This window comes from Bradyrhizobium sp. USDA 336 (assembly GCF_044908355.1).
GTDB classification, from domain to species: domain Bacteria; phylum Pseudomonadota; class Alphaproteobacteria; order Rhizobiales; family Xanthobacteraceae; genus Bradyrhizobium; species Bradyrhizobium yuanmingense.
In genome coordinates, this window is the sequence record NZ_JBIYDC010000002.1 from 3,844,988 (window position 1) to 3,866,134 (window position 21,147).

Here is a 21,147-nt window from a genome sequence, read left to right on the forward strand (position 1 = left end):
CCAAACGAAAGGGCCGCGCTTCGCGAGAAGCGCGGCCCTCCTCCGATGACTTCCGTCTTAGCGGAACAGCGACAAGATGCTCTGGCTGCTGTTGTTGGCGATCGAGAGCGCCTGCACGCCGAGCTGCTGCTGAACCTGAAGGGCGGCCAGGCGGGTGGATTCCGCGTTCATGTCGGCGTCGACGAGCTGACCGACACCGCGGTCAACCGAGTCCATCAGCGACTTCACGAAGTTCGTGTTGGTCGAGATACGGTTCTTGACCGCACCGAGGTTGGCGGCGGCCGAGGCCACCGAGTTGATCGCAGTCGTCACCTGCGCGATGTAGCCATCGAGCGTGGTCTGGTCGGCGGCCGAGTCGGTCAGCGCAGAGATGTTGATCGTGTCGACCGACGCACTGCCGGCCACGGTGTCTAGAATGCCGGTCTGCGTGGTCGAGTAGAGCGTGTAGTTGGCCGTCGTCACCGTGATCGAGCCGATGGTGGGTGTGCCGCCGACGCGCGAGTAGGACGACACCAGGCTGAAGCTCGTCGGAGTGGTACCCGTCGTGGTGCTCAGCCAGTTAATGCCGTTGAAGGTCGCCGAGTTGGCCTTCAGCTTCATGTCCTGCTGGATCTGGGTGATGTCCGCCTGGATTTTGGTGCGGTCGATACCTGCAGTCTTGGACTGGACCAGCAGCGCCTGGAGCTTGGTCAGACCGGAGTCCTTGTCGCCGATCACCGAGGTCAGAGCGGTATATTCGGTGTCGACGGTCGCGGCCGACAGGCCGAGCGAGTCGGACACCGCCGAGAGCGCAGCGTTGTCGGAGCGCATCGACGTTGCGATCGACCAATAGGCGGCGTTGTCCGACGCGGTGGACACGCGCTGGCCGGTCGAGATCCGGTTCTGCGTGGTGGAAAGTTGCGAACCCACAGACCGCAGGGTCTGGAGTGCGGTCATGGCAGTCGAGTTCGTAAGCAGGCTTGACATTGCGAATGTCCCTTTATGTACGCGTTTACATTTTCACGAGGGGACATACCGGGCTTGCACCGGTACGGAAGGGCGGCATCATGCCTTTGGACCGATCTGTGTGGGTCCAACCCGCCGTACCGTGTTGCTAGCACGCCGAATCTTGCTTCCGGATTAAGACGAGCTTGAATTCCACAGTAATATCATATGGTTAAAATTACGCGCCGATAACCATATCCAGCGCGTTTCGCTTAACCATAATCGGCCGGCGGGCGCTCGCGGTGCTCACGAGAACGAGCGGACCAGCCCGGAAGCCAGCAGATTCCAGCCGTCGATCAGCACGAAGAACAGCATCTTGAACGGCAGCGCGAGGATCGTCGGCGGCATCATCATCATGCCCATCGACATGGTCAGCGTCGCCACGATCATGTCGATCACCAGGAACGGCAGGATGATGAGGAATCCGATCTCGAACGAGCGCCTGAGCTCGGAGATCATGAAGGCCGGAATGATGACGCGCAGATCGACCCGCTTGTCGTCGAACTTCCTGCGGAAGCTTTCGGCAGCGAGCGCTTCGAAGGTTTGGAGATCCTTGTCGCGGACATGGGCCAGCATGAACTCGCGGAACGGATCGGTGATCTTCAGATAGGCTTCCTCCTCCGATATCTCGTTCTTCATCAGCGGCTGGACGCCGGTCTCCCAGGCGCGGTCGAAGGTCGGCGCCATCACGTAGAAGGTCATGAAGAGCGCGAGACTGATCAGCACCAGGTTGGCTGGCGTGGTCTGGAGGCCGAGACCGGCGCGCAGGAACGACAACGCCACCGCAAATCGCGTGAAGCTCGTCACCATGATCAGCAGCCCCGGCGCCACCGACAGCACCGTGATGAGCGCCATCAGCTGGATGATCCGGCCGCTGGTCGAGCCGTTTCCGGGCGGCAGCAGGGAATTCAGGTCCGGAATCTGGGCCAGCGCCGCTTCGGGCAGCACGACCAGAACCATTGCGAGCAGCAGGACTATCACCCTCACTGGATCACCAGCGTCTCGATGATCAATTCGCGGACCTTGCCCGATGAGCGGATATTGGCACGCTCGGTCAGGTCGTCACGCAGATGCTGGAGCCCGCGCGATCCCTCGAACTGCGCCACCGTCGCCGACCGCAAATAGGTCACGATGTCCTCGCTGATATGGGCGGCCAGAATGCCCGCATCCTCGTCGCTCATGCTGTCGGTCACCATCGAGGCTTCGATGCGCGCCCAATTGTTGGCCGGCGCGGCGAGGTTGGTCACGATCGGAGACAATTTCCTGAGCCGCGCGCTGCCGGCGTAGCTCGACGCGATCGGCGGCAATGTGGCGTTCTTTTTGGCGTCGGCAACGCGTTCGGCGGTCGCGATCAGATGCAGACCGGCAATCGCGCCCGCGCCGATCGCGATCAGGGTCAGCACGACGATGGCGGCGATCAGGCGCATGGCGTCCCCTGGCATCGCAACGCGCCCCGGCCGACGCCGGTCTCAGAATGGTGCCACGGCGTCATAGATCCGGTGTCCCCACCCAGGCTGCTGCACGTCCGACAGATTTCCGCGCCCGCCGTAGGACACGCGCGCCTCGGCGATCTTGTCGTAGGAGATGGTGTTGGCCCGCGAGATGTCACGCGGACGCACGATGCCGCCGACCTTGAGCACGCGCATCTCCGTGTTGACGCGAAATTCCTGCGAACCGCTGATCATCATGTTGCCGTTGGGCAGCACGTCGGTGACGATGGCCGCGATCGAGAGCCTGATGTCCTCGGTGCGGTCGATCTGGCCGTTGCCCTTGATCTGAGTGTTGGTGCTGAGATTGGCGTTGGCCGAACCCGTGTCGTTCCATCCGGCGATATCCATCAGCCAGTCGAGACCGAACTTGACCTGCGAGTCGCGCGAGCGGCCGGTCTTGTTGTCGAGCTTGGCCTTGTCCTGCATCGAGATGATCACCGTCACGACGTCGCCGGTGCGGCGGGCGCGGGGATCGCGGTAGAGATCGGTGCCGTCGTCCCAGGTGGAGCGGTAGCTGACGGGCGTGCGCATGCGCGGCGTCACCGGGATCGGATCGGCCTGCATCCGCAGGCCGCTGCCGACGGGCGACATCTGCGGACCGGTCAGGACTTCGGCCGGATCATGGAAGCAACCGGCCAGAAGTACGGACGCCGCGAGCAGCGAAAGGATGAGGATCGGCCTGTTCATCTATTTGCTCTTTCCGTCGTCCACGCGACGCATGCCGCCGAGCAGGTCTGCGAGGTGCGCCGCGCGTGCCGTGTCCATCTCGTTGAAGATCGCGCTCGAGCTGCGCGGGCTGAGCTTGGCGAGCACGGCGGCGGCGGTCTCGTCGGCCATGCCGGCGATCTGCGTCGCCGCAGCTTCGGGCTTCATGCGCGAATAGATCTCGACGACGCTTGCTTCGGCCTTCTTCAAGAAGTCGTCGCGCAGCGCCATCCACTTCTCGTATTCGGCGCGCTTGGCCTCGACCTCGGCGATGCGCTCGCGCAGCAGGCTCTCGGCCTTCTCGAGCTCCTTGAGCTGCCAGGCCAGCCTGGCGTCGACGGCGGGATCGGCAACGTTGCTGCAGAACAGCGCGATTTCGTTGTCGGGGGCCGGCGCAGCCTGCGGCGGTGCAGGCTTCGGCGGCGCCGTGACGCTGCCAGGCTTGGCCGGACGGGCAGGCGCCGGTGTCTCCGGCACCGCGCCGGTGATAACGGGGCCCGACTCCTCGGCCGCCCATGCCGTGGCCCGGACCGACGCATTGTCGCCAGGTGTCGCGGTGGCCGGCGGCTGCGGCTTCTGCGGTCCGCCCGCGCGGGCGCGGGCGAAGGAGAGCAGGTTGAGCGGTTTCGACGGCTTGGTCTCGTCCAAGGCGAGCGCGGGCGAGGCGCTCGCGAGCATTGCTACCGCGGCCAGCAGGAGGAGTTTGCCTTTGTGATCCAGCTTCAGCATCGGGCCGCGTGCGATTCTCGCTTCAGACCTGAGCATTGAGCGACCAAGCTTGCACGACGCTTGCGCATCATTGCACGATGACGTCGGCCTGGAGCGCGCCTGCCGTCTTGATCGCCTGCAGGATCGCGATGATCCCCGATGGCTTCAGGCCAATCTGGTTCAGCCCGCGCACCAAGCGCTGGAGATCGACCCCGCTCAGGATCGCCACCTGCGATCCGGCCTCGTTGGCTTCGACCACCGTCTGCGGGACGACCACCGTCTGTCCTCGCGAGAACGGCGCCGGCTGCGACACCACCGGCATCTCCGTGACGCGAACCGTCAGATTGCCGTGGGTCACGGCGACGGTCGATATCCGCACGTCGCGCCCGATCACGACCGTGCCGGTGCGTTCGTTGATCACGACCCGCGCCGGCGTATCCGGCTCGACCACCAATTCGCCGATCTCGGCGAGGAAGCGGACAGGGCCGACATGACGCGGCTTCGACAGCACGATGGTGCGGTAGTCGCGCTCGAAGGCGATCTGCGCGCGGTAGCGACCGCCGGCGTAGCGGTTGACAGCGTCGAGGATGCGCGTTGCGGTGACGAAGTCCGGGTTCTTCAGCTGTAGCACCAGGAACTCCATCTCGTGGAGGCTTCCCTGCACCTCGCGTTCGACCAGCGCACCGTTCGGGATGCGCCCGGCCGTCGGCGTGCCCTGGCTGACGTTCTGCGCCTGGCCTCCGACGCTGTAGCCGGCAACCGTGATCGCGCCCTGTGCCACCGCATAGACGGCGCCGTCCGCCGCGCGCAGCGACGTCATCACCAATGTGCCGCCGAGCAGCGACGTCGCATCGCCGAGCGAGGACACGGTGACGTCCATGCGCTCGCCGGGCCCGATCGAAGGCGGAAGGTCCGCCGTCACCATCACGGCTGCGACGTTGCGCGTGCGCAGCGTGGTTGGACGCGGGGGATTGTTGGTGCTCGTGGTCTCGTTCCTGACGTTGATGCCCATGTTCTCGAGCATCGACTGCAGGGACTGTTCGGTGAACGGCGCGTTGCGCAGCGTGTCGCCGGTGCCGTTGAGGCCGATGACGAGGCCGTAACCGACGATCTGATTCTCGCGCAGACCCTTGATGTCCGCGATGTCCTTGATGCGGACGGCGGCCTGGGCGCTGGCGGCCGACACCAGCAGTATGAGCGCAAGCAGGAGCCTGGTCATGACCCGTCCATGACCTTGACGCTGCCGTTCGGCTGGACGACGCCCCTGATGATCACGCCGGTATCCGTATTGCGCACGGGGATCAGCGCGCCGGCCGCCCCCGACTGCATGGCCGAGCCGTAAGTGACGATGGAGAGGCCACTGTCCTCGACCACGACCTTGACCATGGCGCCGCGCGCGACGGTCCAGGGGTCCTCCACCGCATTGGTTGGAATGGGCTGGCCCGGCAACAGCGCGCGCCGCGCCATGCGGCCGACCAGGATCTGACGCGCCTCGATGAACATGGCGACGCCGAGCAGGCTCGGCGCGAAGGCGCGCTCGGTGATCATCTCCTCGCGGATCAGCTCGCCGGCGCGGATCGAGACGGCCGGCACGGGAAGCCGCTTCTCCTCGGCTGCGGCGGCCCGCGCCGCGGCGAGAACCAGCAGCACGGCGGCCAACCCGCGCACGATCAGGCCCACCCTGTTCAACATCGAGACACCGGAACTAGCGCATGCCCTTCGAGACCGTCTGGGCCATTTCATCCGAGGCCTGGATGACCTTGGCATTCATTTCGTAGGCACGCTGTGCCGAGATCAACTCGGTGATTTCCTTGACCGGGTCGACGTTCGAGGCTTCGAGCCATTTCTGGTTGATCTTGCCATAACCGGCATCGCCCGGCAGACCGACGACCGGCGTGCCGGACGCCGTGGTCTCCTTGTAGAGATTGCTGCCCAGCGGCTCGAGACCCGCTTCGTTGGCGAAGTTGGCGAGGTTGAGCTGGCCGATCTGCCGCGGATTCACTTCCGTGTCGAGCTTGGCAAACACCTGGCCGGTCTGGTTGACCGTGACCTCGACCGTCCCCTGCGGGATGGTGATCGCGGGATCCAGCAGGTAACCGTCGATCGTGACCAGCTGAGCGTTGGCGTTGACGTTGAACGAGCCCGCACGGGTGTATTGCACCTCGTTGTTGGGGCCGAGCACCTGAAACCAGCCACGTCCGTTGATCGCGAGATCATAGGGATTGCCGGTCTGCGTCAGCGCGCCCTGGATGTGCAGCTTGCGGATCGCCGCGGACTTGACGCCGAGGCCGAGATTGGCACCTTCCGGAATCGGCGAGGAGCCGTTGGTATTCGCGACGCCCTGCATGCGGTCCATCTGGTAGAACAGATCGGTGAACTCCGCGCGCGCCCGTTTGTAGGAGGTCGAGTTGATATTGGCGATGTTGTTCGCGATGACTTCGATGTTGGTCTGCTGGGCGTTCATGCCCGTGGCCGCAATGGCGAGCGATTTCACTGGTCCCACTCCTTCAGATCAAATCGACATCCGAACAACTTCCTGGTAGGCCTGGACGACCTTGTCGCGCACCGCGACCGCCGTCTGCAGGGCCTGCTCGGCCGACATCAGCGCCTCCACGACGCGGCGCGTCGATTCCTTGCCCTGCATTGCCGAGATCGATGCCGCCTCGCCCGCCTTCAGCGTCCCGATCGCATCCGACGTCACCTGCTTCATCACCGATTCGAAGCCGACGTCGTCACTGGTCTGGATCGCGGTGGTCGCCGCCGGCGAGACGGCCTGCGTCTCGGTCGCACGGCCCGCGGCTTGCCCTGCGGAAATCGCGGTGGATGAAATCGCCTCAAGCATGGTCAGCTCCTCAAGAGATCGATGGTCATGCCGAGCATGGACCTCACCTGCTTCACAACCTGGAGATTGGCCTCATAGGAGCGGTTGACCTCCCGCATGTCGGCCATCTCGATCATCATGTTCACGTTCGGCAGCTTGACGTAGCCGGCCTTGTCGGCGGCGGGATGCCCCGGATCGTACTCCACCCGGTAAGGCGTGGTGTCGACCCCGATCTCCTTGACCTTCGCGAGCTGTGCGCCGGAGGCGCGATCCATCGCCGCATCGAAGGTGATGGTCTTGCGCTGATACGGATCGGCGCCGGCGGCGCGCCCCGTCGAGGTGGCGTTCGCGAGGTTTTCCGAGACGATGCGCATGCGCGTCGACTGCGCTTCGAGCCCGGAGCTTGCGACCGTCAGCGAGGCACTCAATGAGTCCAGCATGTCAATTCACCTCAGGCCTTTGCACTCGACAGCACCATGCGGTGAAACGACCGCACGATCGCCGCGTTCATCGAATAGTCGCGATTGACGTCGTTGCCCTTGATCATTTCCTGTTCGAGGCTGACGGAGTTGCCGGAGTGAACCACTTCCCAGCTGTCCTTCTTCGCGGTCGCCCGCGTGTCGGTCTCGGCTGCGGCCAATTGCATGTGGGACGGCGACGTCGTCGCAAGCCTCACCGGCATGCCGTCGAGCACCTTGTTGAACGGCTCGACGTCGCGCGCCCGAAAGCCCGGCGTGTTGGCGTTGGCGACGTTGGTGGCGATGGTCGACTGACGCAGCTCGAGATAGCGCGCCTGCGACGATGCGAGTTCGAAGAGATAAAGCGGTCCCACGACGGCCCCATTCTGATCCATTCGGGACGAGCCTAGGGCGTTAAGCTTTCGTCAAGCTGTTGCGCGAAGCATCATCCTCGGAAATCTATCGGACGTTCTCGGGCCGCGGCGCCTGCTTGGATTGGAGGAAGTAGATGATCTCGGCAACGGGCCGGAAGAATTCCGCCGGAATCACCTGATCGACCTGGACTGCCTCGTAGAGCGCGCGCGCCAGCGCCTTGTTTTCGATGACGGGGATTCGGTTCTGCTCGGCAATCTCGCGGATCTTCAGCGCGATCACGTCCATGCCCTTGGCCACGACCAGCGGCGCGGCGTTTTCCTCACGCTTGTAGCGCAGCGCGATCGCGAAGTGCGTCGGGTTGGCAATCACCAGCGTCGCGCGCGAGGCCGCGGCGATCATGCGTTGGCGCGACCGGTCGCGCGCCAGCGAGCGCAGACGCGCCTTGATCAGGGGATCGCCTTCCGCCTGCTTGTGCTCGTCCTTGATCTCCTGCTTGGTCATGCGCAGCTCGCGCCGCCAGTGGAAGCGCGCCCAAGCGAGATCGATCGCCACCAGGACGATGGTGGCGATGCAGATCGCCGAGACGATTCGCATCGCGATGTTGAGGATCATCTCCGGCAGCGCGACCGGGTCGGTGTACATGGCCTCGAACGCCCTCGCTTCGGACGCGCGCAGCACGAAGGCGACCACCGCGGTCACCGCGGCGAGCTTGAACAGCGACTTGGCGAACTCGATCAGGCCCTGCGTCCCGAACAACCGCTTCCAGCCGCTGACTGGAGAGATTCGCGACAAGTCAGGCTTGATCCGCTCGAGCACCAGGCGCGGCGCGTTCTGCAGCAGCGAGGCGGCGAGCCCGAACACCACCAGGATGACCACCAACGGCACCAGGAACCGCAGTGCCTGCAGGCCGACCACGGTGAGCAGGTTCTGCGCGTCCGCACCGGTCGAGAGCGGAAAGCCCTCGGGATCGTCGAGCAGGCTCTTCAGCGTCGGCGTCAATTGCTGCACGCCCTGGCCGATCAGGAACGCCTGGATCACCATCAGCGCGGCCATCGAGGCGAAAATGGAGGCCTCCCGAGAGACCGGAATCTTGCCCTGTTCGAGCGCATCGCGGACTTTCTTCTCGGTCGGCTCTTCTGTCTTGCTCTCCTGATCGGATGTTTCTGCCATGCCCGTTCAGCGGTTAGCGGAAGACCAGCTCATCCTCCTGCTCGGGGTTGAGCTCGATTTCGCCCTTCTCCGCCAGCTCGAGCGCAAGGTCGGTGATCACGCGTCGCGCCTCCAGCACGTCGCGCTGGTTGGACGGCTCGCCGATGGCGAGCTCGTGCTCGACGACGCGGCGGACGCGCGAGGCGACCGAGGACAGGATCAGCTCGCGGAAATGCTTGTCGGTGCCCTTCAGCGCCACGACGATGCGATCGGTCGGCACCTGGTCGAAGATCATGGTGCGTGCCTTCGGCGTCAAGTTGACGACGTCGTCGAAGGTGAACAGCAGCTCCTTGAGCACTTCGGCCGATTTCGGCCGCTTCTCCGACAGGCTCTTCAGCATGTCCTCGATGTGGCCGCGTTCCATCTTGTTGATGATGTCGGCGACGCGGGCGTAGGTGTCGGCGCCGAGGTTACGGGCGAAATTCAATGTCAGGTCCTCGTGCAGCGTCTTCTCGATGATGCGCATGGCGTCGTCGACGATCGGCTTGAGGCTCAGAACGCGCCGCATCAGCTCGTTGCGCAGGCTCGAAGGCAGCTGGCTCATGACCTTGGCGGCGCAGGCCGGCTTGACCTTGGACAGGATCAGCGCCGCGGTCTGCGGATGCTCCTTGGAAAGGTAGCTCGCCAGCGAGTTTTCCGAGACCGAGGAGACGCGGTCCCACACCGACCGGCTCGAATTGCCGAGCAGATCGGACATGATCTGCGAGACTTGGTCGGCCGGCAGCACGTCGCCGAGCACGGCCTCCAGACCGCCGAGCGTGCCGAGGATGTTCGCGCCCATCGAGAACTGCTGGGCGAACTCCTCGACGATCCCCTCGAGCTCCTGCGCGGTGATCGGCCGCAGCTCCGCCGCCGCCTTGGTGACGATGCGGATCTCCTGCGGTTCGAACTGCTGCAGCACGCTCGCCGCCGCCTGCCGGCCCATGGCCAGCAGGAGCGCGGCGACCTTTTCCGTGCCGCCCAGCGTGGTAACGCCTCGCTGCTTGGTGGGAGCGATGCCGACCGGTGCCGCCATGGTCAGGTATCACCCTGCCCCAGCGGCCCCACGATCTCCGTCAGCGAGACGCCGAAGCGGGAATTGTCCTCTTCGACGACGACCACCTCGCCACGGGCGACGATGCGGCCGTTGACGACGACGTCGACGGGTTCGCCGACCCGGTGATCGAGCGGAACCACTGCGCCGCGTCCGAGCTTCATCAGGTTCGCCACCGGAATGGTCGCCGATCCCAGCACCACCTGCATGGTGACGGGAATGCGCAAGATGGCGTCGACGTTGGCGAACTTGCCAGTCTCCTCGGCGGTGCGCTGGGCGATCTCGGCCAGGCGTTCCAGCGGTGAGGTCTCGGCCTCGGTCGATGCAGATGCAGGCTCATAGTCGAAGGATTGCGCCATTTGGTATCGCCTCTTGGTACTTCCGCTGCCGGAGCGCCGCGGCGTTCCGGCCGTATTTTTCTGCCGGTGCCGGCTTTCAGTGCTTGTTCAACTCGGCGGTCGCCGCGGGTGCGAGCCCGCTGCGCGCATCGAGCGCCGCGATCGCCTCGTGAGCCTGGTCGATCTTCGTGCTCAGCACGTTGGCGAGGCGTCCGAGATTCGCGGTCGAATCGTGCGCCGCGGTGATGACCGTGTCGAAGGCGCCCGCGGTCTCGTGCATGATGGTGGAGAACTCGCCCTGATAGCTGCGCAGCCGCGCCAGCTCGCGGTGCATCCTGGTCACCCGCATGCTGGTGAAGGCGAGCGCAGCCAGCAGCACGATATCAACGAGATAGGATATCATCGACGAACTCCCGCTTCTGATCGACGGGATCTGCCACCTGCATGGCGTAATAGCCGTCGAGCTGGCCGATCTGACACCAGAACAACACCTGATTATTGCTTTCGAGACGGGCCAGCGTGCGCGGCGTGGCCTCGAGCTCGAGCACCTGCCCGACCTCGAACTTCACGACGTCGCCGAGCGTCACCATTTTCTCGTCGAGCACGGCGCTGAGCGTCACCTCGGTCCGCTGCACCTCGCTTTCCATCTGCTCGCGCCAGCGTGGGTCGGCGGCGCGACCGTCGCTGACGACCACGTGAGCGAGCTTCTGGCGCAGCGGATTGAGCGCGGAGTGCGGAATGATGAGGAACATCTGACCGCCGCGGTAGAGCGCTTGCAGCATGATGTTCGCGCAGATCGACATGTTGCCGCTCCGCCCGATCGCGAGCGAGGCCATCGCAGTCTCGACCCGCTCGACGCGGAAGGTCACGTTCGACGTGCCGGCGAAGGCGGATTGCAACGCCTTGGCGAACCGTTCGAACAGCGCCTGGACCAGGCGGAGCTCGATGTTGGAGAACGCGCGCTCAACATCGAGCGGCGGCTCGGCGCCGTCGGATCCGAACATCGCTTCGACCATCGTGAACACGAAGTCACGGTCCAGCATGATGATGACGCGGGAGTCCCACTGCTCGGCATAGAGCACCGCCGCGACCGCGTTGGCCTCGTAGTCCTTGATGATATCGCCGACACGGTCGTTGGTGATGCCGTTGACCGAGAAATAGCAGGGCGTTCCGGCCATCGGCTGCAGGCTGTCGGTGCACGATGCCGCCATGCGATCGAAGATCACATTGAGCATCGGCATACGCTCGATCGATATGCCGGCAGCGTCCAGCAGGTAGTTCGGCAGCTGCTTGCGCTGGTCGACCTCGGCGTCTTCCATCATCATGCGCGCGCCGCCTTGGGTTCAGCGTCGGCAACGACGGCCTTGGGACCTGCGATCGTCTCGTTCTCGACGACGTCGATCGAGGGACGCTCGCTGCTGGAGATCATCTTGCGGCCGTGCTCGACGGCGATCTGCGGCATGGCACCGTTCATGAATGCCAGCAGCGTCTGCTTGACGATGATGTAGGGCCGACACTTCTTCTCGCGCGTCATCTTGATCTTGATCGCGAAGGGCGAAAGCACGCCATAGGACAGGAAGATGCCTGCGAAGGTGCCTACCAGGGCTGCACCGATAAAGCCGCCCAATAGCTTCGGAGACTGGTCGAGCGCGCCCATCGCCTTGATGACGCCAAGCACGGCGGCGACGATGCCGAGCGCCGGCAGCGCCTCGGACACCGTCACCAGTGCATGATAGGGCGCCAGCTTGCCTTTCACGATGGTATGAATCTCCTCGTCCATCAGCGCCTCGATCTCGTGCGTGCGCGCATTGCCCATGATGATGAGGCGGACGTAGTCGCAGATGAACTGGAGCAGCGAGGGATCTCCGAGCACGCTGGGAAACGCCTTGAAGATCTCCGAGGACGAGGGATCGTCGATATGCGCCTCCACTTCGTTGCGGCCCTTGCCCCGCAGCTCACGCATCAAGGCGTGCAGCGCGCCGAGCAGGTCGAGGTAATAGCGCTGTCCAGGCACCGCGTTGGTGATGGCCTGCATGCAGGCGACGCCCGTGTCCACCACCGTCTTCCATGGATTCGCCACGATGAAGGTGCCGACCGCGGTTCCCATGATGATCACGAACTCCCACGGCTGCATGAGCACGGCCAGATGCCCGCCCATGGCGGCAAAGCCGCCGAGCAGCGCCGCTACCGTGATGAAAATCCCCACGAAACTGCCCAACGCGCCGCTCCATCGCCGATCCCACCTGGAATACCTAGTCGGCGACGCTTGCGCGAAGCTGGCTTCGAGGTCGCCAGCCCCGCGCAAGCAATTGGCGGCAGCTTGAAGCGGGTCGCACCGGCGGCCAGAGGGGCGCGTTTCATGCTATCCACCATCGCGGACTACACCAGGCTGACCAAGGACATGGGCAAGTCGCTGACGCAAGTCGCGAAGCAGCCGGATGTCAGCCGCGAGACCGACTACTTCCTCAGCCATATCGGCAAAGTGAAGACCATCGACGATTTCCTGAAGGACTATCGTCTCTATTCCTATGCGATGAAGGCCTATGGCCTCAGCGACATGACATACGCCAAGGCGTTCATGCGCAAGGTGCTGACCGAGGGCGTCGCGAGCAAGGACGCCTTCGCCAACAAGCTGACCGACACCCGCTACCGGCAATTCGCGACCGCCTTCAATTTCGCCGCACTCGGCGACAAGGCGACCCAGAGCGCCGCGGCCACGACCGGCACCGCGACCCAGTACGTCACGCAGACGATGGAGGAGAAGGCCGGCGATCAGAACGAAGGCCTGCGTTTGGCGCTGTATTTCACCCGCAAGGCTTCCACGATCACGACCGCCTACCAGATCCTGGCCGACAAGGCGCTGACGCAGGTGGTGCAGACCGCGCTCGGCCTGCCGTCGACGATCAGCGCGGCCAACATCGACGCCCAGGCCAAGATGATCGCGGACAAGATCAAGCTCACCGACTTTCAGGATCCGGCCAAGGTGACCAAGTTCGTGCAGCGCTTTGCGGCGATGTGGGATGCGACCCAGGCCCGGAACGACAGCTCGACCAATCCCGCGCTGGTCCTGATCGCCGGCGCCGCGACGTCGGTCAGCATGGATACCAACGTGCTCACGACGCTTCAGAACATCAAGTTCAACAGGTAAGTCATGCAATCGGCTCTCTATGTGGGATTGTCGGCGCAGGTCGCCCTTGAAAAGCGCCTCCAGACGATCGCCAACAACGTCGCCAACGTCAACACGGCCGCCTTCCGCACCGACGTGGTGAAGTTCGAGACCGTGCTGTCCAAGGCAGGTCCGACACCGGTGGCGTTCTCCTCGCCCGGCGACAACATCATCTCGCGAGAGATGGGCAACATCACCGAAAGCGGCAACCCGCTCGACGTCGCCGTGGTCGGCCAGGGCTGGATCGCATTCGCCGGTCCGAACGGCACGGTCTACACGCGCGATGGCCGGCTCCAGATCGCCCCCAACGGCGATCTTCAGACCGTGAGCGGCTTTCCGATCGTCGATTCCGGCGGCGCGCAGATCACGCTCGACCCGAACGGCGGACCGATCTCGATCGCGCGCAGCGGCGCGATCATCCAGGACAACAACGAGATCGGCACCATCGGCCTGTTCAGCATTCCGGCCGACGCCAATCTCGAACGCTACGGCAATTCAGGCGTGACGCCCGACCGGCCAGCGACTGCCATCGCGGACTTCTCCCGGGACGGCTTCAAGCAGGGATATGTCGAAGGCTCCGGCGCCAATCCGATGCTCGAACTGACGCGGCTGATCTCGGCCTCGCGCGCCTTCGACGGCACCAACTCGATGATCGAGGGCACCGAGAGCTCGCTGCAGAACGCGATCCGGACCCTCGGCGAACCCGGCAAGTAGATTGCGCGCCAAGCGCGCAGGATGAGGTTGGACGGTTTCCTTGAACGCTCTTCGGCAACTCGAGTGGGCGCTGCTGGAGCTTCAGCAGAGCACTCCCCTGGCAAGCATCAGTGGCGCGATCTCCGAGATCGCGCCGACGCATTTCCGCGTCTCCGGCCTGTCCCGCTTCGTCAGGCTCGGCGAGCTTATCGGCGTCAATTGCGGCGGCAAGCGCCAGATCGGCGAGGTGGTGCGGATCGACAGCGACGGCATCATCGCCAAGCCGTTCGACCGGCAGTTCGCGGGCGGGCTCGGCTCGGTCGCCTCCCGCATGCCGCCGCTGTCGTTCGCGCCCGATCCAAGCTGGAAGGGCCGCGTCATCAACGCCCTCGGCGCGCCGCTGGACGGACAGGGGCCGCTCACGCGAGGGTCGCAGGCGGTCTCGGCGGAGGCGGAGGCGCCGTCGGCCATGAAGCGTGCGCGCGTGCACAAGCCGCTGCGCACCGGCGTGCGCGTCATCGACCTGTTCGCGCCGGTCTGCGCCGGCCAGCGCGTCGGCATCTTTGCCGGATCGGGCGTCGGCAAATCGACGCTGCTCGCGATGCTCGCCCGCAGCCAGGGCTTCGACACCGTCGTGCTGGCCCTGGTCGGTGAGCGCGGCCGCGAGGTGCGCGAGTTCATCGAGGACGTGCTGGGCAACGACCGTCATCGCGCTGTCACAATCGTCTCGACGGGCGACGAAAGCCCGATGATGCGGCGACTGGCGCCGAAGACGGCGATGGCGGTCGCCGAATATTTCCGCGACCGCGGCGAATCGGTCCTGCTGATGGTGGATTCGATCACTCGCTTTGCCCACGCCGCCCGCGAGGTCGCGCTCGCCTCCGGCGAGCCCGCGGTGGCGCGCGGCTACGCGCCGACCGTCTTCACCGATCTGCCGCGCCTGCTCGAGCGCGCCGGTCCGGGCGAGGAGGGATCCGGCACCATCACCGGGATCTTCTCCGTGCTGGTCGATGGCGACGATCACAACGAGCCGATCGCCGACACCATCCGCGGCACGCTCGATGGGCACATCGTGCTCTCAAGGCACATCGCCGACCAGGCGCGCTATCCGGCCGTCGACGTTCTGGCCTCGGTCTCCCGCCTCGCCCACAACGTCTGGGACCCCGAGGAGCGCGAATTGGTGAGCAAGCTGCGCGCCATGATCGCGAAATACGAGGACACGCGCGACCTTCGCCTGATGGGCGGCTATCAGCCGGGACGTGATTCGGGCCTCGACCAGGCGGTCGAGATGGTTCCGCGAATCTACAACGCGATGCGACAGGGCGCGTCGGCTCCGCCGAGCGCCGATCCGTTCCGCGAGCTTCGGGACATGCTCAAGGGCGACTGACGGGTGGAGAGGGTGAGGCGCCGTCCGCCCTGCCCGTGGTTTTCGACAAGAGATTGCGCATGTCGCTACGCTTCCAGCGCATGCGCGTGCACACAGGCACACCGATCTTCGTCGTGAGCGAATTCGCCGTTCGGGTGTGCACGAGCTGGCAAGCGCTGTGCAAGCGATCGAAGAGTCTATTCTGCAAGCACGACGGGAACAACCGCCGCGTGCAATTCCAATGAGTTCCCTCGACGATTCCGCGGCAGAACGCACAAGTTGTGGATGACGTGCCGCCAAACGTCATCGTGATGCACAAGCTTCGATCAGTTTGCATCAACGCAAGACAACAACGCGCGTGCAATCAAACTCTCACAATATCGAGTGCATATTACTCGCCGCGCCATGTATTGCGTTCACCATCATGTGTCCCGAACAACGAGATTGCCCTTGAACGTTACATTCGCCTGCGACGACATCCAGCCTGTGAGAGGGTCTCTACTTGATTTTGTTGAGAAGCTCATCCATCGTTTTGGTTGAGTATAAGAAACGTCTGCTTGTGACTTGAACTTTGGGGGCTTCGGTTGAGCTACTCCGTTCCACGGTTTGCCGACGACGGCAACCCGAGCTCCCGCGCGACGACCACGCTGTTGGCATGTCATCAGCGATACGGCTTCTCGCTGCGGACGATGCGACGCTCATCGGCCGAGGTCGGGCGCGGTGCGATCCGCGCCATTGTGCGAGAGTTCGACAGGGCATGCTCGTCTGACACTCAGGGCGCAAAGCGGCTTCGGGACGCCGCAGACGAAGTTCCGGGGACGAGGTAGATTCATGCCATTGGCGCGGGAAGCCGTCGAGCTGCTGGTTCAGGCGGCGCGGGCTTGGTATTTCGAGGGCAATCAGCATGGATTGCGCGATCGGGAATGGATGGCGCTGCGCTTTCTCGGGCGCGCCAACAGGTTTTCGCGCACGCCGTCCGCACTGGCCGGCTTCATCGGCGCCACACGCGCGACGGCGTCGCAGATCGTGAAGACTCTGGAGAGCAAGTCGTTCCTGGTGCGAAAGCCGTCGCATGAGGACAAGCGTTCCGTCGTCCTCCACGTCACGTCCCAGGGTGAGAAGTGCCTGAACCAGCACGACCCGATCAATCACGTAGTCAACGCGGTGACGTCGCTCGGGACCGAGGAGTGCATCAGGCTGCGCGACTCTCTCCGCGAGATCCTCAATCACCTCGATGCAGCCCATCAGCGGCTCGAAGCGAGCATCTGCCGGGACTGCATGTTTCTCGCAGAGCGCGGCCCGGCTACCTCCAAGGGACGCGGAAACGCCGAATTCATGTGCCGGCTCTATCGTGCTCCGATCTCGCTCGAGGAGACCGAGCTGCTTTGCACCAGCTTCGAGCGCACCCGTGACCGCCCCAAGATCGAGCAGCATCTCGACCGCGACCGCATGGCGAGCCAGGGCTGAGGCTGCCAAGAAGCGGCGCTCCATCAATATCGTATGAGGTCGCATGGTCATTCACCAACTCTCGTGTCAGCCTGCAGACACGCCTTCGCATCCTCGCGGCTGATTTCGCCCGAGCTTTGCTTCGTCTCGCCGCCCTCATCGGCAAGAGGGCGCAGGGAAGACCGGGTGCTGACCTCGCACCCGCGGTCTGCTGCGCAAAACGCACACGCAGAAAACCGCACAGCAGCATACAGGTGGTGCCAATCACTCGGCCTTCCCTGCGCGATGGTCGGACTGCTTATGCCGTGCTCTCCCGGGAGCCGAGTTCCCTCTGGCCTCCCTCACCCTCGCAAAAGTCACCGGCACCGCGCCGGTTGACGCCAATGCCGCATTCGCGAGAGCTTGGCCGTAGCAACGACGGCCAGGACCACACGGTTTTGCCGTACGCACGGCCCGCCATTTCGCCGCAGTTTTCCCAGCTCCGTCGACAGAGCCGGAAACTTACAGACGAGACGAAACCTAGCAGCGCCGCTCGTCCGCACGCGGTTACGAGCTCACAGGGACTACCCGCCCTGCCCGCACCTTTCATGCCGACGCTGCCGCGTCCACCGCAAGCCCGGCTCGCGACAATGACGACCTCATGATCGCCCCTCGAGATTGAGCCGGGATAGGCGACACATACGCTATTTCCGAATTTCGGTAAAAAAGAATATCTTTGCTTCGCTGGGTTGACACGAGGCCGAACCAGGCCCGCCAGGCTAGCCCTCGAACCCGCGGGGACCAGATGCAGCCTTGTATGCATTATCCCAGTTGCCATCCCCTTGCGCTTCGCTTTACATGCCCTCCAACCGGCCCCGCGGAACGGCCGGGGCTGAAAAATCATGCAAATTGCCAAGGGGACGGAGCATGGCGCGCAACATATTGATTCTTGGGGCTTCTTACGGCTCCCTGCTGGGCACGAAGCTGCTGATGGCCGGGCACAACGTGACCCTGGTCTGCCGCGCCAAGACCGCGGAGCTGATCAACCGCGACGGTACCGAGGTGCGCATCAAGCTGCGCGACGAGGCGGTGCACCGGGCGATCTTCTCCCGCAACCTCCCTGGCAAGCTCGACGCGGTGACGCCGGCCAATGTCGACCTCTCCCGCTACGATCTGGTCGGCCTCGCGATGCAGGAGCCGCAATACACCAACCACACGGTGCGCGTCCTCATGGTCAAGATTGCCGCGGCGAAGCTGCCGTGCCTGTCGATCATGAACATGCCGCCCCTGCCCTATCTGAAGCGGATTCCGGCACTCGCCGACATGGATCTCGAGGAGGCCTACACCAATGCGCAGGTGTGGGAGCGGTTTGAGCCCGGGCTGGTGACGCTGTGCTCGCCCGACCCGCAGGCCTTCCGGCCGCCGGAAGAGGCCGCCAACGTGCTGCATGTCGGCCTGCCCACCAACTTCAAGGCGTCGGTCTTCGCCGACGAGAAGCACAACAAGCTGCTGCGCGAGCTGGAGGCCGACATCGACGCGGTGACGCTCGACGGCCACGACGTGCCGGTGAAGCTGAAAGTGTTCGATTCCCTGTTCGTGCCGCTGGCGAAATGGTCGATGCTGCTGACCGGCAATTACCGCTGCATCACGCCGAACGAGCCGCAGTCGATCCGCGACGCCGTGCACGGCGATCTCAATCGTTCGCAGACGATCTACGACCATGTCGATGCGATCGCGCGCCGCCTCGGCGCCGATCCGCAGGACCAGGTGCCGTTCGCGAAATACGCCAAGGCCGCGGAGAGCCTGCTCAAGCCGTCATCGGCCGCGCGCGCGGTCGCGAGCGGCGCCCCCTTCATCGAGCGTGTCGACCTGCTCGTGAAGCTGATCTCGCATCAGCTCGGCGTACCCAACGCCGAGATCGACCGCACCGTCGACACCGTGGACCAGAAGCTGAACGAGAAGATCGTGCAGGGCGGCTCCGGCGCGCAGTAGCGCGGCGCGCCCCGGCAACGCCGGCGCTCAGGCAACCAGGAAGGATTGCAGCCAGATCAGCCCGGTCACCGCGACCAGCGTGACCGCGCCGGTGCGCGTGACGAGGTCAGGGCGCCCGAGGCGACGGGCGCCACGTCCGAGCGTTGCGCCGAGAATGATCCACGCCGCGCCGGCGGTGAGAATCTGAAGCGCGATCACGCCGAGCCACGGCAGCAGTTCGAGCGGTCCGGCCCCGAGCGGCAGCAGCAGGAACGCGAAGACCAGTGCTTTCGGGTTGAGCAGCGTCGTCAGCAGCACCTGACCGAACGTCACCGCAGCGCCGCCGCGCAGCTCGCGCGTGTTGACGCGCCAGAGCATGACCGCAAGGCACAGGATGTAGATGGTCACGGCGACGCGGAGCAGCAGCGCCGCAATCGGGATGTCGCTGATGATTGGACCGAGCGCCAGCCGCAGCACCGCGATCGCCAGCAGATAGCCGCACAGTTCCGCCGCGAGCAGATGAAGGGAGCGCGAGATGCCCGCTCCCGCCCCCGATGTCGCCAGCAGGGTGTTGGTCGGCCCCGGCACCGCCAGCAGGAAATAGGTCGCCGTGAAGAAGGTCAGAAAGGTCATACGGCCGGATAGCAGGTCTCGGGCCGGTCGATCTTGATCTGCGTCATTTCGGGCCGAGCGATGGCGGTCTGCACCATCTTCCCCAAGCCGGCGCCGTTCGGCACCGGGTTCCTGCCGCGCACGGCGGAGCTTTCCGGTTTTGGCGTGGGCAACACCGCCTGATTCGCGCTGGAGCGCTCGACGCGCCGCGGCTGGATTGATAAGCCGCTGTCCGCGAATGACGGACTTTGAGTCGGGGACATGACGGTTGCGATCGAGATGGGGCAGACCACGGCAGGCGCCGCGGCCGCCATGGACCTCGAGGAACTGCTGGCGACCCGTCTCCTGGTGCAGGGCAATTCGGGCTCCGGCAAGTCGCATCTCTTGCGGCGGCTGCTGGAGCAGAGCGCGCCCTGGGTGCAGCAGGCCATCATCGATCCCGAGGGCGACTTCGTCACGCTGGCCGAGCGCTTCGGCCATCTGGTGATCGAGGCCGAGGATCACACCGAGCGCGGCCTCCAGGTCGCGGGCGAGCGCGCACGGCTGCATCGCGTCTCCACCGTGCTCAATCTCGAAGGTCTCGATGCCGAGAACCAGATGCGGCGCGCGGCTGCGTTCCTTGGCGGGATGTTCGACGTCGACCGCGATCATTGGTACCCGATGCTCGTCGTCGTCGACGAAGCGCAGCTGTTTGCGCCGGCGGTGGCGGGCGAAGTCTCGGACGAAGCACGCAAGCTCTCGCTCGGCGCCATGACCAATCTGATGTGCCGCGGCCGCAAGCGCGGGCTTGCCGGCATCATCGCGACCCAGCGCCTGGCCAAGCTCGCCAAGAACGTCGCGGCGGAAGCCTCGAACTTCCTGATGGGGCGGACCTTCCTCGACATCGACATGGCGCGCGCCGCCGACCTGCTCGGCATGGAGCGGCGGCAGGCGGAAGCCTTCCGCGATCTCGAGCGCGGCCAGTTCATGGCGCTGGGGCCTGCGCTGTCGCGCCGGCCGCTGCGCCTCAACATCGGCCCGACCGAGACCAGCCCGCGCAATTCGACGCCGCGGCTGATGCCGCTGCCGGAGGCTACGCTTGAAGATGCCCGCGCGGTTATCCTCGCCGCACCGCCGCCCGATGCCAGCCGGCCGCAGCGACGGCCGGCACCGGATCTGCTCGAGCAGCTTCGCGCGGCGAAGGCCGCCGCGGTGCCGGAGATTCGGCTAGAGGCGGTCGAGGCTCCCGTCAGTGCCGAAGAGCTCGCCGAGCGGCGCGAGCGCGTGGATCGCACGCTGCGTGCCGTGATGGCCGAGCCCGATGCCGGCTTCCGCGCCATCGGCGTGCTCTATCAGGAGTTCGTGGTCCGCTGCCGCATCGAGGGCTTAGGGGCGGCGGTGCCCGATCTCAACGAATTCCGGCGCATGCTGACGCATGCGCGCGCCGGGCTCGGGACAGATCTGACTGACGACGACGCCTGGCAGGACGTGGCGCTGCGCGCCTCGATCCTGCCCGATGACATGCAGGGCGTGTTCATGATGATCGCGCGCGCGGCGAAGGAAGGCTGGCCCTGCCCCGGCGATGCCGCAATCGCCCGCGCCTACGGCTCGCACTCGCTGCGCCGCGCACAGCGCCTGCTCGGCTACATGGAGGAGCAGGGCCTGATCGTCGTCCAGCTCGACGGCGGCGGCCGCCGGATCGTGACGCTGGTGGAGCTCGCCTGGGCGACCGCGCCGGGCGATCCCAACGGAGATGATCAGCCAGCGGAGCAGGTCGCGAGCGCGGCGTCGGCTTGATTGGTACTACGAATGAG

General features: G+C 65.0%; 25 protein-coding genes. 6 read left to right on the top strand and 19 right to left on the bottom strand.

Translation table 11 applies throughout. From position 1 onward, the window contains the following. Positions 1 to 57: 57 nt before the first annotated feature. From ABIA45_RS18970 to motA, 17 genes are all read right to left on the bottom strand, one after another. Complete coding sequence (locus tag ABIA45_RS18970; RefSeq protein ID WP_157281907.1) at positions 58 to 966, bottom strand: flagellin; 909 nt, start codon at positions 964 to 966, stop codon at positions 58 to 60. Between the two features lie 264 nt (positions 967 to 1,230). Next, entirely contained in the window at positions 1,231 to 1,971 is a 741-nt protein-coding gene (gene fliP, locus ABIA45_RS18975; protein ID WP_404653174.1) for a flagellar type III secretion system pore protein FliP, read from the bottom strand. Further along, entirely contained in the window at positions 1,968 to 2,411 is a 444-nt protein-coding gene (locus ABIA45_RS18980) for a flagellar basal body-associated FliL family protein (RefSeq protein WP_404546309.1), read from the bottom strand. Before ABIA45_RS18980 ends, fliP begins: the two co-directional genes overlap by 4 nt. 42 nt (positions 2,412 to 2,453) lie before the next feature. Further along, a complete protein-coding gene (gene flgH, locus ABIA45_RS18985) occupies positions 2,454 to 3,161 on the bottom strand; it encodes a flagellar basal body L-ring protein FlgH (protein ID WP_157281909.1) in 708 nt (235 codons plus the stop codon). Then, the gene (locus tag ABIA45_RS18990; RefSeq protein WP_404653175.1) at positions 3,162 to 3,908 is read right to left on the bottom strand and encodes a MotE family protein; all 747 of its coding nucleotides are present in this window, start codon (positions 3,906 to 3,908) and stop codon (positions 3,162 to 3,164) included. It lies immediately after the preceding gene. 67 nt (positions 3,909 to 3,975) lie between these two features. Beyond that, positions 3,976 to 5,106 (bottom strand): flagellar basal body P-ring protein FlgI, encoded by a 1,131-nt coding sequence (flgI, locus tag ABIA45_RS18995; RefSeq protein WP_128263899.1) that lies wholly within the window; start codon positions 5,104 to 5,106, stop codon positions 3,976 to 3,978. Next, positions 5,103 to 5,579: a flagellar basal body P-ring formation chaperone FlgA gene (gene flgA, locus ABIA45_RS19000; RefSeq protein WP_404653177.1), complete on the bottom strand. Its 477-nt coding sequence runs from the start codon at positions 5,577 to 5,579 to the stop codon at positions 5,103 to 5,105. Before flgA ends, flgI begins: the two co-directional genes overlap by 4 nt. 13 nt (positions 5,580 to 5,592) lie before the next feature. Continuing rightward, positions 5,593 to 6,381: a flagellar basal-body rod protein FlgG gene (flgG, locus tag ABIA45_RS19005; protein WP_036006992.1), complete on the bottom strand. Its 789-nt coding sequence runs from the start codon at positions 6,379 to 6,381 to the stop codon at positions 5,593 to 5,595. 18 nt (positions 6,382 to 6,399) lie between these two features. After that, positions 6,400 to 6,729 (bottom strand): flagellar hook-basal body complex protein FliE, encoded by a 330-nt coding sequence (locus ABIA45_RS19010; protein WP_036037689.1) that lies wholly within the window; start codon positions 6,727 to 6,729, stop codon positions 6,400 to 6,402. 2 nt (positions 6,730 to 6,731) lie between these two features. Next, on the bottom strand, positions 6,732 to 7,148 hold the full coding sequence (gene flgC, locus ABIA45_RS19015) for a flagellar basal body rod protein FlgC (protein ID WP_036006988.1): 417 nt from the start codon (positions 7,146 to 7,148) through the stop codon (positions 6,732 to 6,734). A gap of 11 nt (positions 7,149 to 7,159) precedes the next feature. Continuing rightward, a complete protein-coding gene (gene flgB / locus ABIA45_RS19020) occupies positions 7,160 to 7,561 on the bottom strand; it encodes a flagellar basal body rod protein FlgB (RefSeq protein WP_157281919.1) in 402 nt (133 codons plus the stop codon). A 64-nt stretch (positions 7,562 to 7,625) separates the two neighbouring features. Then, positions 7,626 to 8,711 carry a flagellar biosynthesis protein FlhB gene (gene flhB, locus ABIA45_RS19025; RefSeq protein ID WP_404543252.1) on the bottom strand — a complete coding sequence of 362 codons (1,086 nt, stop codon included), beginning with the start codon at positions 8,709 to 8,711 and terminating at the stop codon, positions 7,626 to 7,628. Positions 8,712 to 8,724: 13 nt separating this feature from the next. After that, the gene (locus ABIA45_RS19030) at positions 8,725 to 9,765 is read right to left on the bottom strand and encodes a flagellar motor switch protein FliG (RefSeq protein ID WP_128263905.1); all 1,041 of its coding nucleotides are present in this window, start codon (positions 9,763 to 9,765) and stop codon (positions 8,725 to 8,727) included. 2 nt (positions 9,766 to 9,767) lie between these two features. After that, entirely contained in the window at positions 9,768 to 10,142 is a 375-nt protein-coding gene (gene fliN, locus ABIA45_RS19035; protein WP_057030117.1) for a flagellar motor switch protein FliN, read from the bottom strand. Between the two features lie 76 nt (positions 10,143 to 10,218). Then, on the bottom strand, positions 10,219 to 10,524 hold the full coding sequence (locus ABIA45_RS19040) for a hypothetical protein (protein ID WP_036037681.1): 306 nt from the start codon (positions 10,522 to 10,524) through the stop codon (positions 10,219 to 10,221). Beyond that, positions 10,505 to 11,446, bottom strand: a complete 942-nt coding sequence (locus ABIA45_RS19045; RefSeq protein ID WP_128263907.1) for a flagellar motor switch protein FliM — start codon at positions 11,444 to 11,446, stop codon at positions 10,505 to 10,507. The genes ABIA45_RS19040 and ABIA45_RS19045 overlap by 20 nt, the downstream gene beginning before the upstream one ends. After that, positions 11,443 to 12,339, bottom strand: coding sequence for a flagellar motor stator protein MotA (motA, locus tag ABIA45_RS19050; RefSeq protein ID WP_404543254.1), 897 nt, complete (start codon positions 12,337 to 12,339; stop codon positions 11,443 to 11,445). The genes ABIA45_RS19045 and motA overlap by 4 nt, the downstream gene beginning before the upstream one ends. Positions 12,340 to 12,480: 141 nt before the next feature. On the opposite strand from motA, the gene ABIA45_RS19055 reads away from it, so the two are divergent. The 5 genes from ABIA45_RS19055 (at position 12,481) to ABIA45_RS19075 (ending at position 18,763) form a co-directional block, all read left to right on the top strand. Continuing rightward, entirely contained in the window at positions 12,481 to 13,269 is a 789-nt protein-coding gene (locus tag ABIA45_RS19055) for a DUF1217 domain-containing protein (protein WP_275497125.1), read from the top strand. A 3-nt stretch (positions 13,270 to 13,272) separates the two neighbouring features. Further along, positions 13,273 to 14,001 (top strand): flagellar basal-body rod protein FlgF, encoded by a 729-nt coding sequence (gene flgF / locus ABIA45_RS19060; RefSeq protein ID WP_036027436.1) that lies wholly within the window; start codon positions 13,273 to 13,275, stop codon positions 13,999 to 14,001. Between the two features lie 40 nt (positions 14,002 to 14,041). Further along, positions 14,042 to 15,367: a flagellar protein export ATPase FliI gene (gene fliI, locus ABIA45_RS19065; RefSeq protein WP_404653182.1), complete on the top strand. Its 1,326-nt coding sequence runs from the start codon at positions 14,042 to 14,044 to the stop codon at positions 15,365 to 15,367. Positions 15,368 to 16,177: 810 nt separating this feature from the next. Continuing rightward, positions 16,178 to 16,813, top strand: a complete 636-nt coding sequence (locus ABIA45_RS19070; protein WP_157281942.1) for a MarR family winged helix-turn-helix transcriptional regulator — start codon at positions 16,178 to 16,180, stop codon at positions 16,811 to 16,813. Positions 16,814 to 17,698: 885 nt separating this feature from the next. Then, the gene (locus tag ABIA45_RS19075; RefSeq protein ID WP_036006955.1) at positions 17,699 to 18,763 is read left to right on the top strand and encodes a ketopantoate reductase family protein; all 1,065 of its coding nucleotides are present in this window, start codon (positions 17,699 to 17,701) and stop codon (positions 18,761 to 18,763) included. A 27-nt stretch (positions 18,764 to 18,790) separates the two neighbouring features. Here ABIA45_RS19075 and ABIA45_RS19080 read toward each other — a convergent pair whose 3' ends face one another. After that, a complete protein-coding gene (locus ABIA45_RS19080; RefSeq protein ID WP_404543257.1) occupies positions 18,791 to 19,375 on the bottom strand; it encodes a LysE family translocator in 585 nt (194 codons plus the stop codon). Next, complete coding sequence (locus tag ABIA45_RS19085) at positions 19,372 to 19,497, bottom strand: hypothetical protein (RefSeq protein WP_404543258.1); 126 nt, start codon at positions 19,495 to 19,497, stop codon at positions 19,372 to 19,374. Before ABIA45_RS19085 ends, ABIA45_RS19080 begins: the two co-directional genes overlap by 4 nt. Positions 19,498 to 19,615: 118 nt before the next feature. Here ABIA45_RS19085 and ABIA45_RS19090 point away from each other — a divergent pair, with 118 nt between their 5' ends. Then, positions 19,616 to 21,130: an ATP-binding protein gene (locus tag ABIA45_RS19090; protein WP_271542102.1), complete on the top strand. Its 1,515-nt coding sequence runs from the start codon at positions 19,616 to 19,618 to the stop codon at positions 21,128 to 21,130. Positions 21,131 to 21,147 lie beyond the last annotated feature (17 nt).

Bases quoted from the DNA above. Each gene is read 5' to 3' on its own strand.
- ABIA45_RS18970 (WP_157281907.1), bottom strand. From the start codon at position 966: ATGTCAAGCCTGCTTACGAACTCGACTGCCATGACCGCACTCCAGACC.
- ABIA45_RS18980 (WP_404546309.1), bottom strand. From the start codon at position 2,411: ATGCGCCTGATCGCCGCCATCGTCGTGCTGACCCTGATCGCGATCGGC.
- flgH (WP_157281909.1), bottom strand. From the start codon at position 3,161: ATGAACAGGCCGATCCTCATCCTTTCGCTGCTCGCGGCGTCCGTACTT.
- ABIA45_RS18990 (WP_404653175.1), bottom strand. From the start codon at position 3,908: ATGCTGAAGCTGGATCACAAAGGCAAACTCCTCCTGCTGGCCGCGGTA.
- flgI (WP_128263899.1), bottom strand. From the start codon at position 5,106: ATGACCAGGCTCCTGCTTGCGCTCATACTGCTGGTGTCGGCCGCCAGC.
- flgA (WP_404653177.1), bottom strand. From the start codon at position 5,579: ATGTTGAACAGGGTGGGCCTGATCGTGCGCGGGTTGGCCGCCGTGCTG.
- ABIA45_RS19010 (WP_036037689.1), bottom strand. From the start codon at position 6,729: ATGCTTGAGGCGATTTCATCCACCGCGATTTCCGCAGGGCAAGCCGCG.
- flgC (WP_036006988.1), bottom strand. From the start codon at position 7,148: ATGCTGGACTCATTGAGTGCCTCGCTGACGGTCGCAAGCTCCGGGCTC.
- flgB (WP_157281919.1), bottom strand. From the start codon at position 7,561: ATGGATCAGAATGGGGCCGTCGTGGGACCGCTTTATCTCTTCGAACTC.
- flhB (WP_404543252.1), bottom strand. From the start codon at position 8,711: ATGGCAGAAACATCCGATCAGGAGAGCAAGACAGAAGAGCCGACCGAG.
- ABIA45_RS19030 (WP_128263905.1), bottom strand. From the start codon at position 9,765: ATGGCGGCACCGGTCGGCATCGCTCCCACCAAGCAGCGAGGCGTTACC.
- fliN (WP_057030117.1), bottom strand. From the start codon at position 10,142: ATGGCGCAATCCTTCGACTATGAGCCTGCATCTGCATCGACCGAGGCC.
- ABIA45_RS19040 (WP_036037681.1), bottom strand. From the start codon at position 10,524: ATGATATCCTATCTCGTTGATATCGTGCTGCTGGCTGCGCTCGCCTTC.
- ABIA45_RS19045 (WP_128263907.1), bottom strand. From the start codon at position 11,446: ATGATGATGGAAGACGCCGAGGTCGACCAGCGCAAGCAGCTGCCGAAC.
- ABIA45_RS19055 (WP_275497125.1), top strand. From the start codon at position 12,481: ATGCTATCCACCATCGCGGACTACACCAGGCTGACCAAGGACATGGGC.
- flgF (WP_036027436.1), top strand. From the start codon at position 13,273: ATGCAATCGGCTCTCTATGTGGGATTGTCGGCGCAGGTCGCCCTTGAA.
- ABIA45_RS19070 (WP_157281942.1), top strand. From the start codon at position 16,178: ATGCCATTGGCGCGGGAAGCCGTCGAGCTGCTGGTTCAGGCGGCGCGG.
- ABIA45_RS19075 (WP_036006955.1), top strand. From the start codon at position 17,699: ATGGCGCGCAACATATTGATTCTTGGGGCTTCTTACGGCTCCCTGCTG.
- ABIA45_RS19080 (WP_404543257.1), bottom strand. From the start codon at position 19,375: ATGACCTTTCTGACCTTCTTCACGGCGACCTATTTCCTGCTGGCGGTG.
- ABIA45_RS19090 (WP_271542102.1), top strand. From the start codon at position 19,616: ATGACGGTTGCGATCGAGATGGGGCAGACCACGGCAGGCGCCGCGGCC.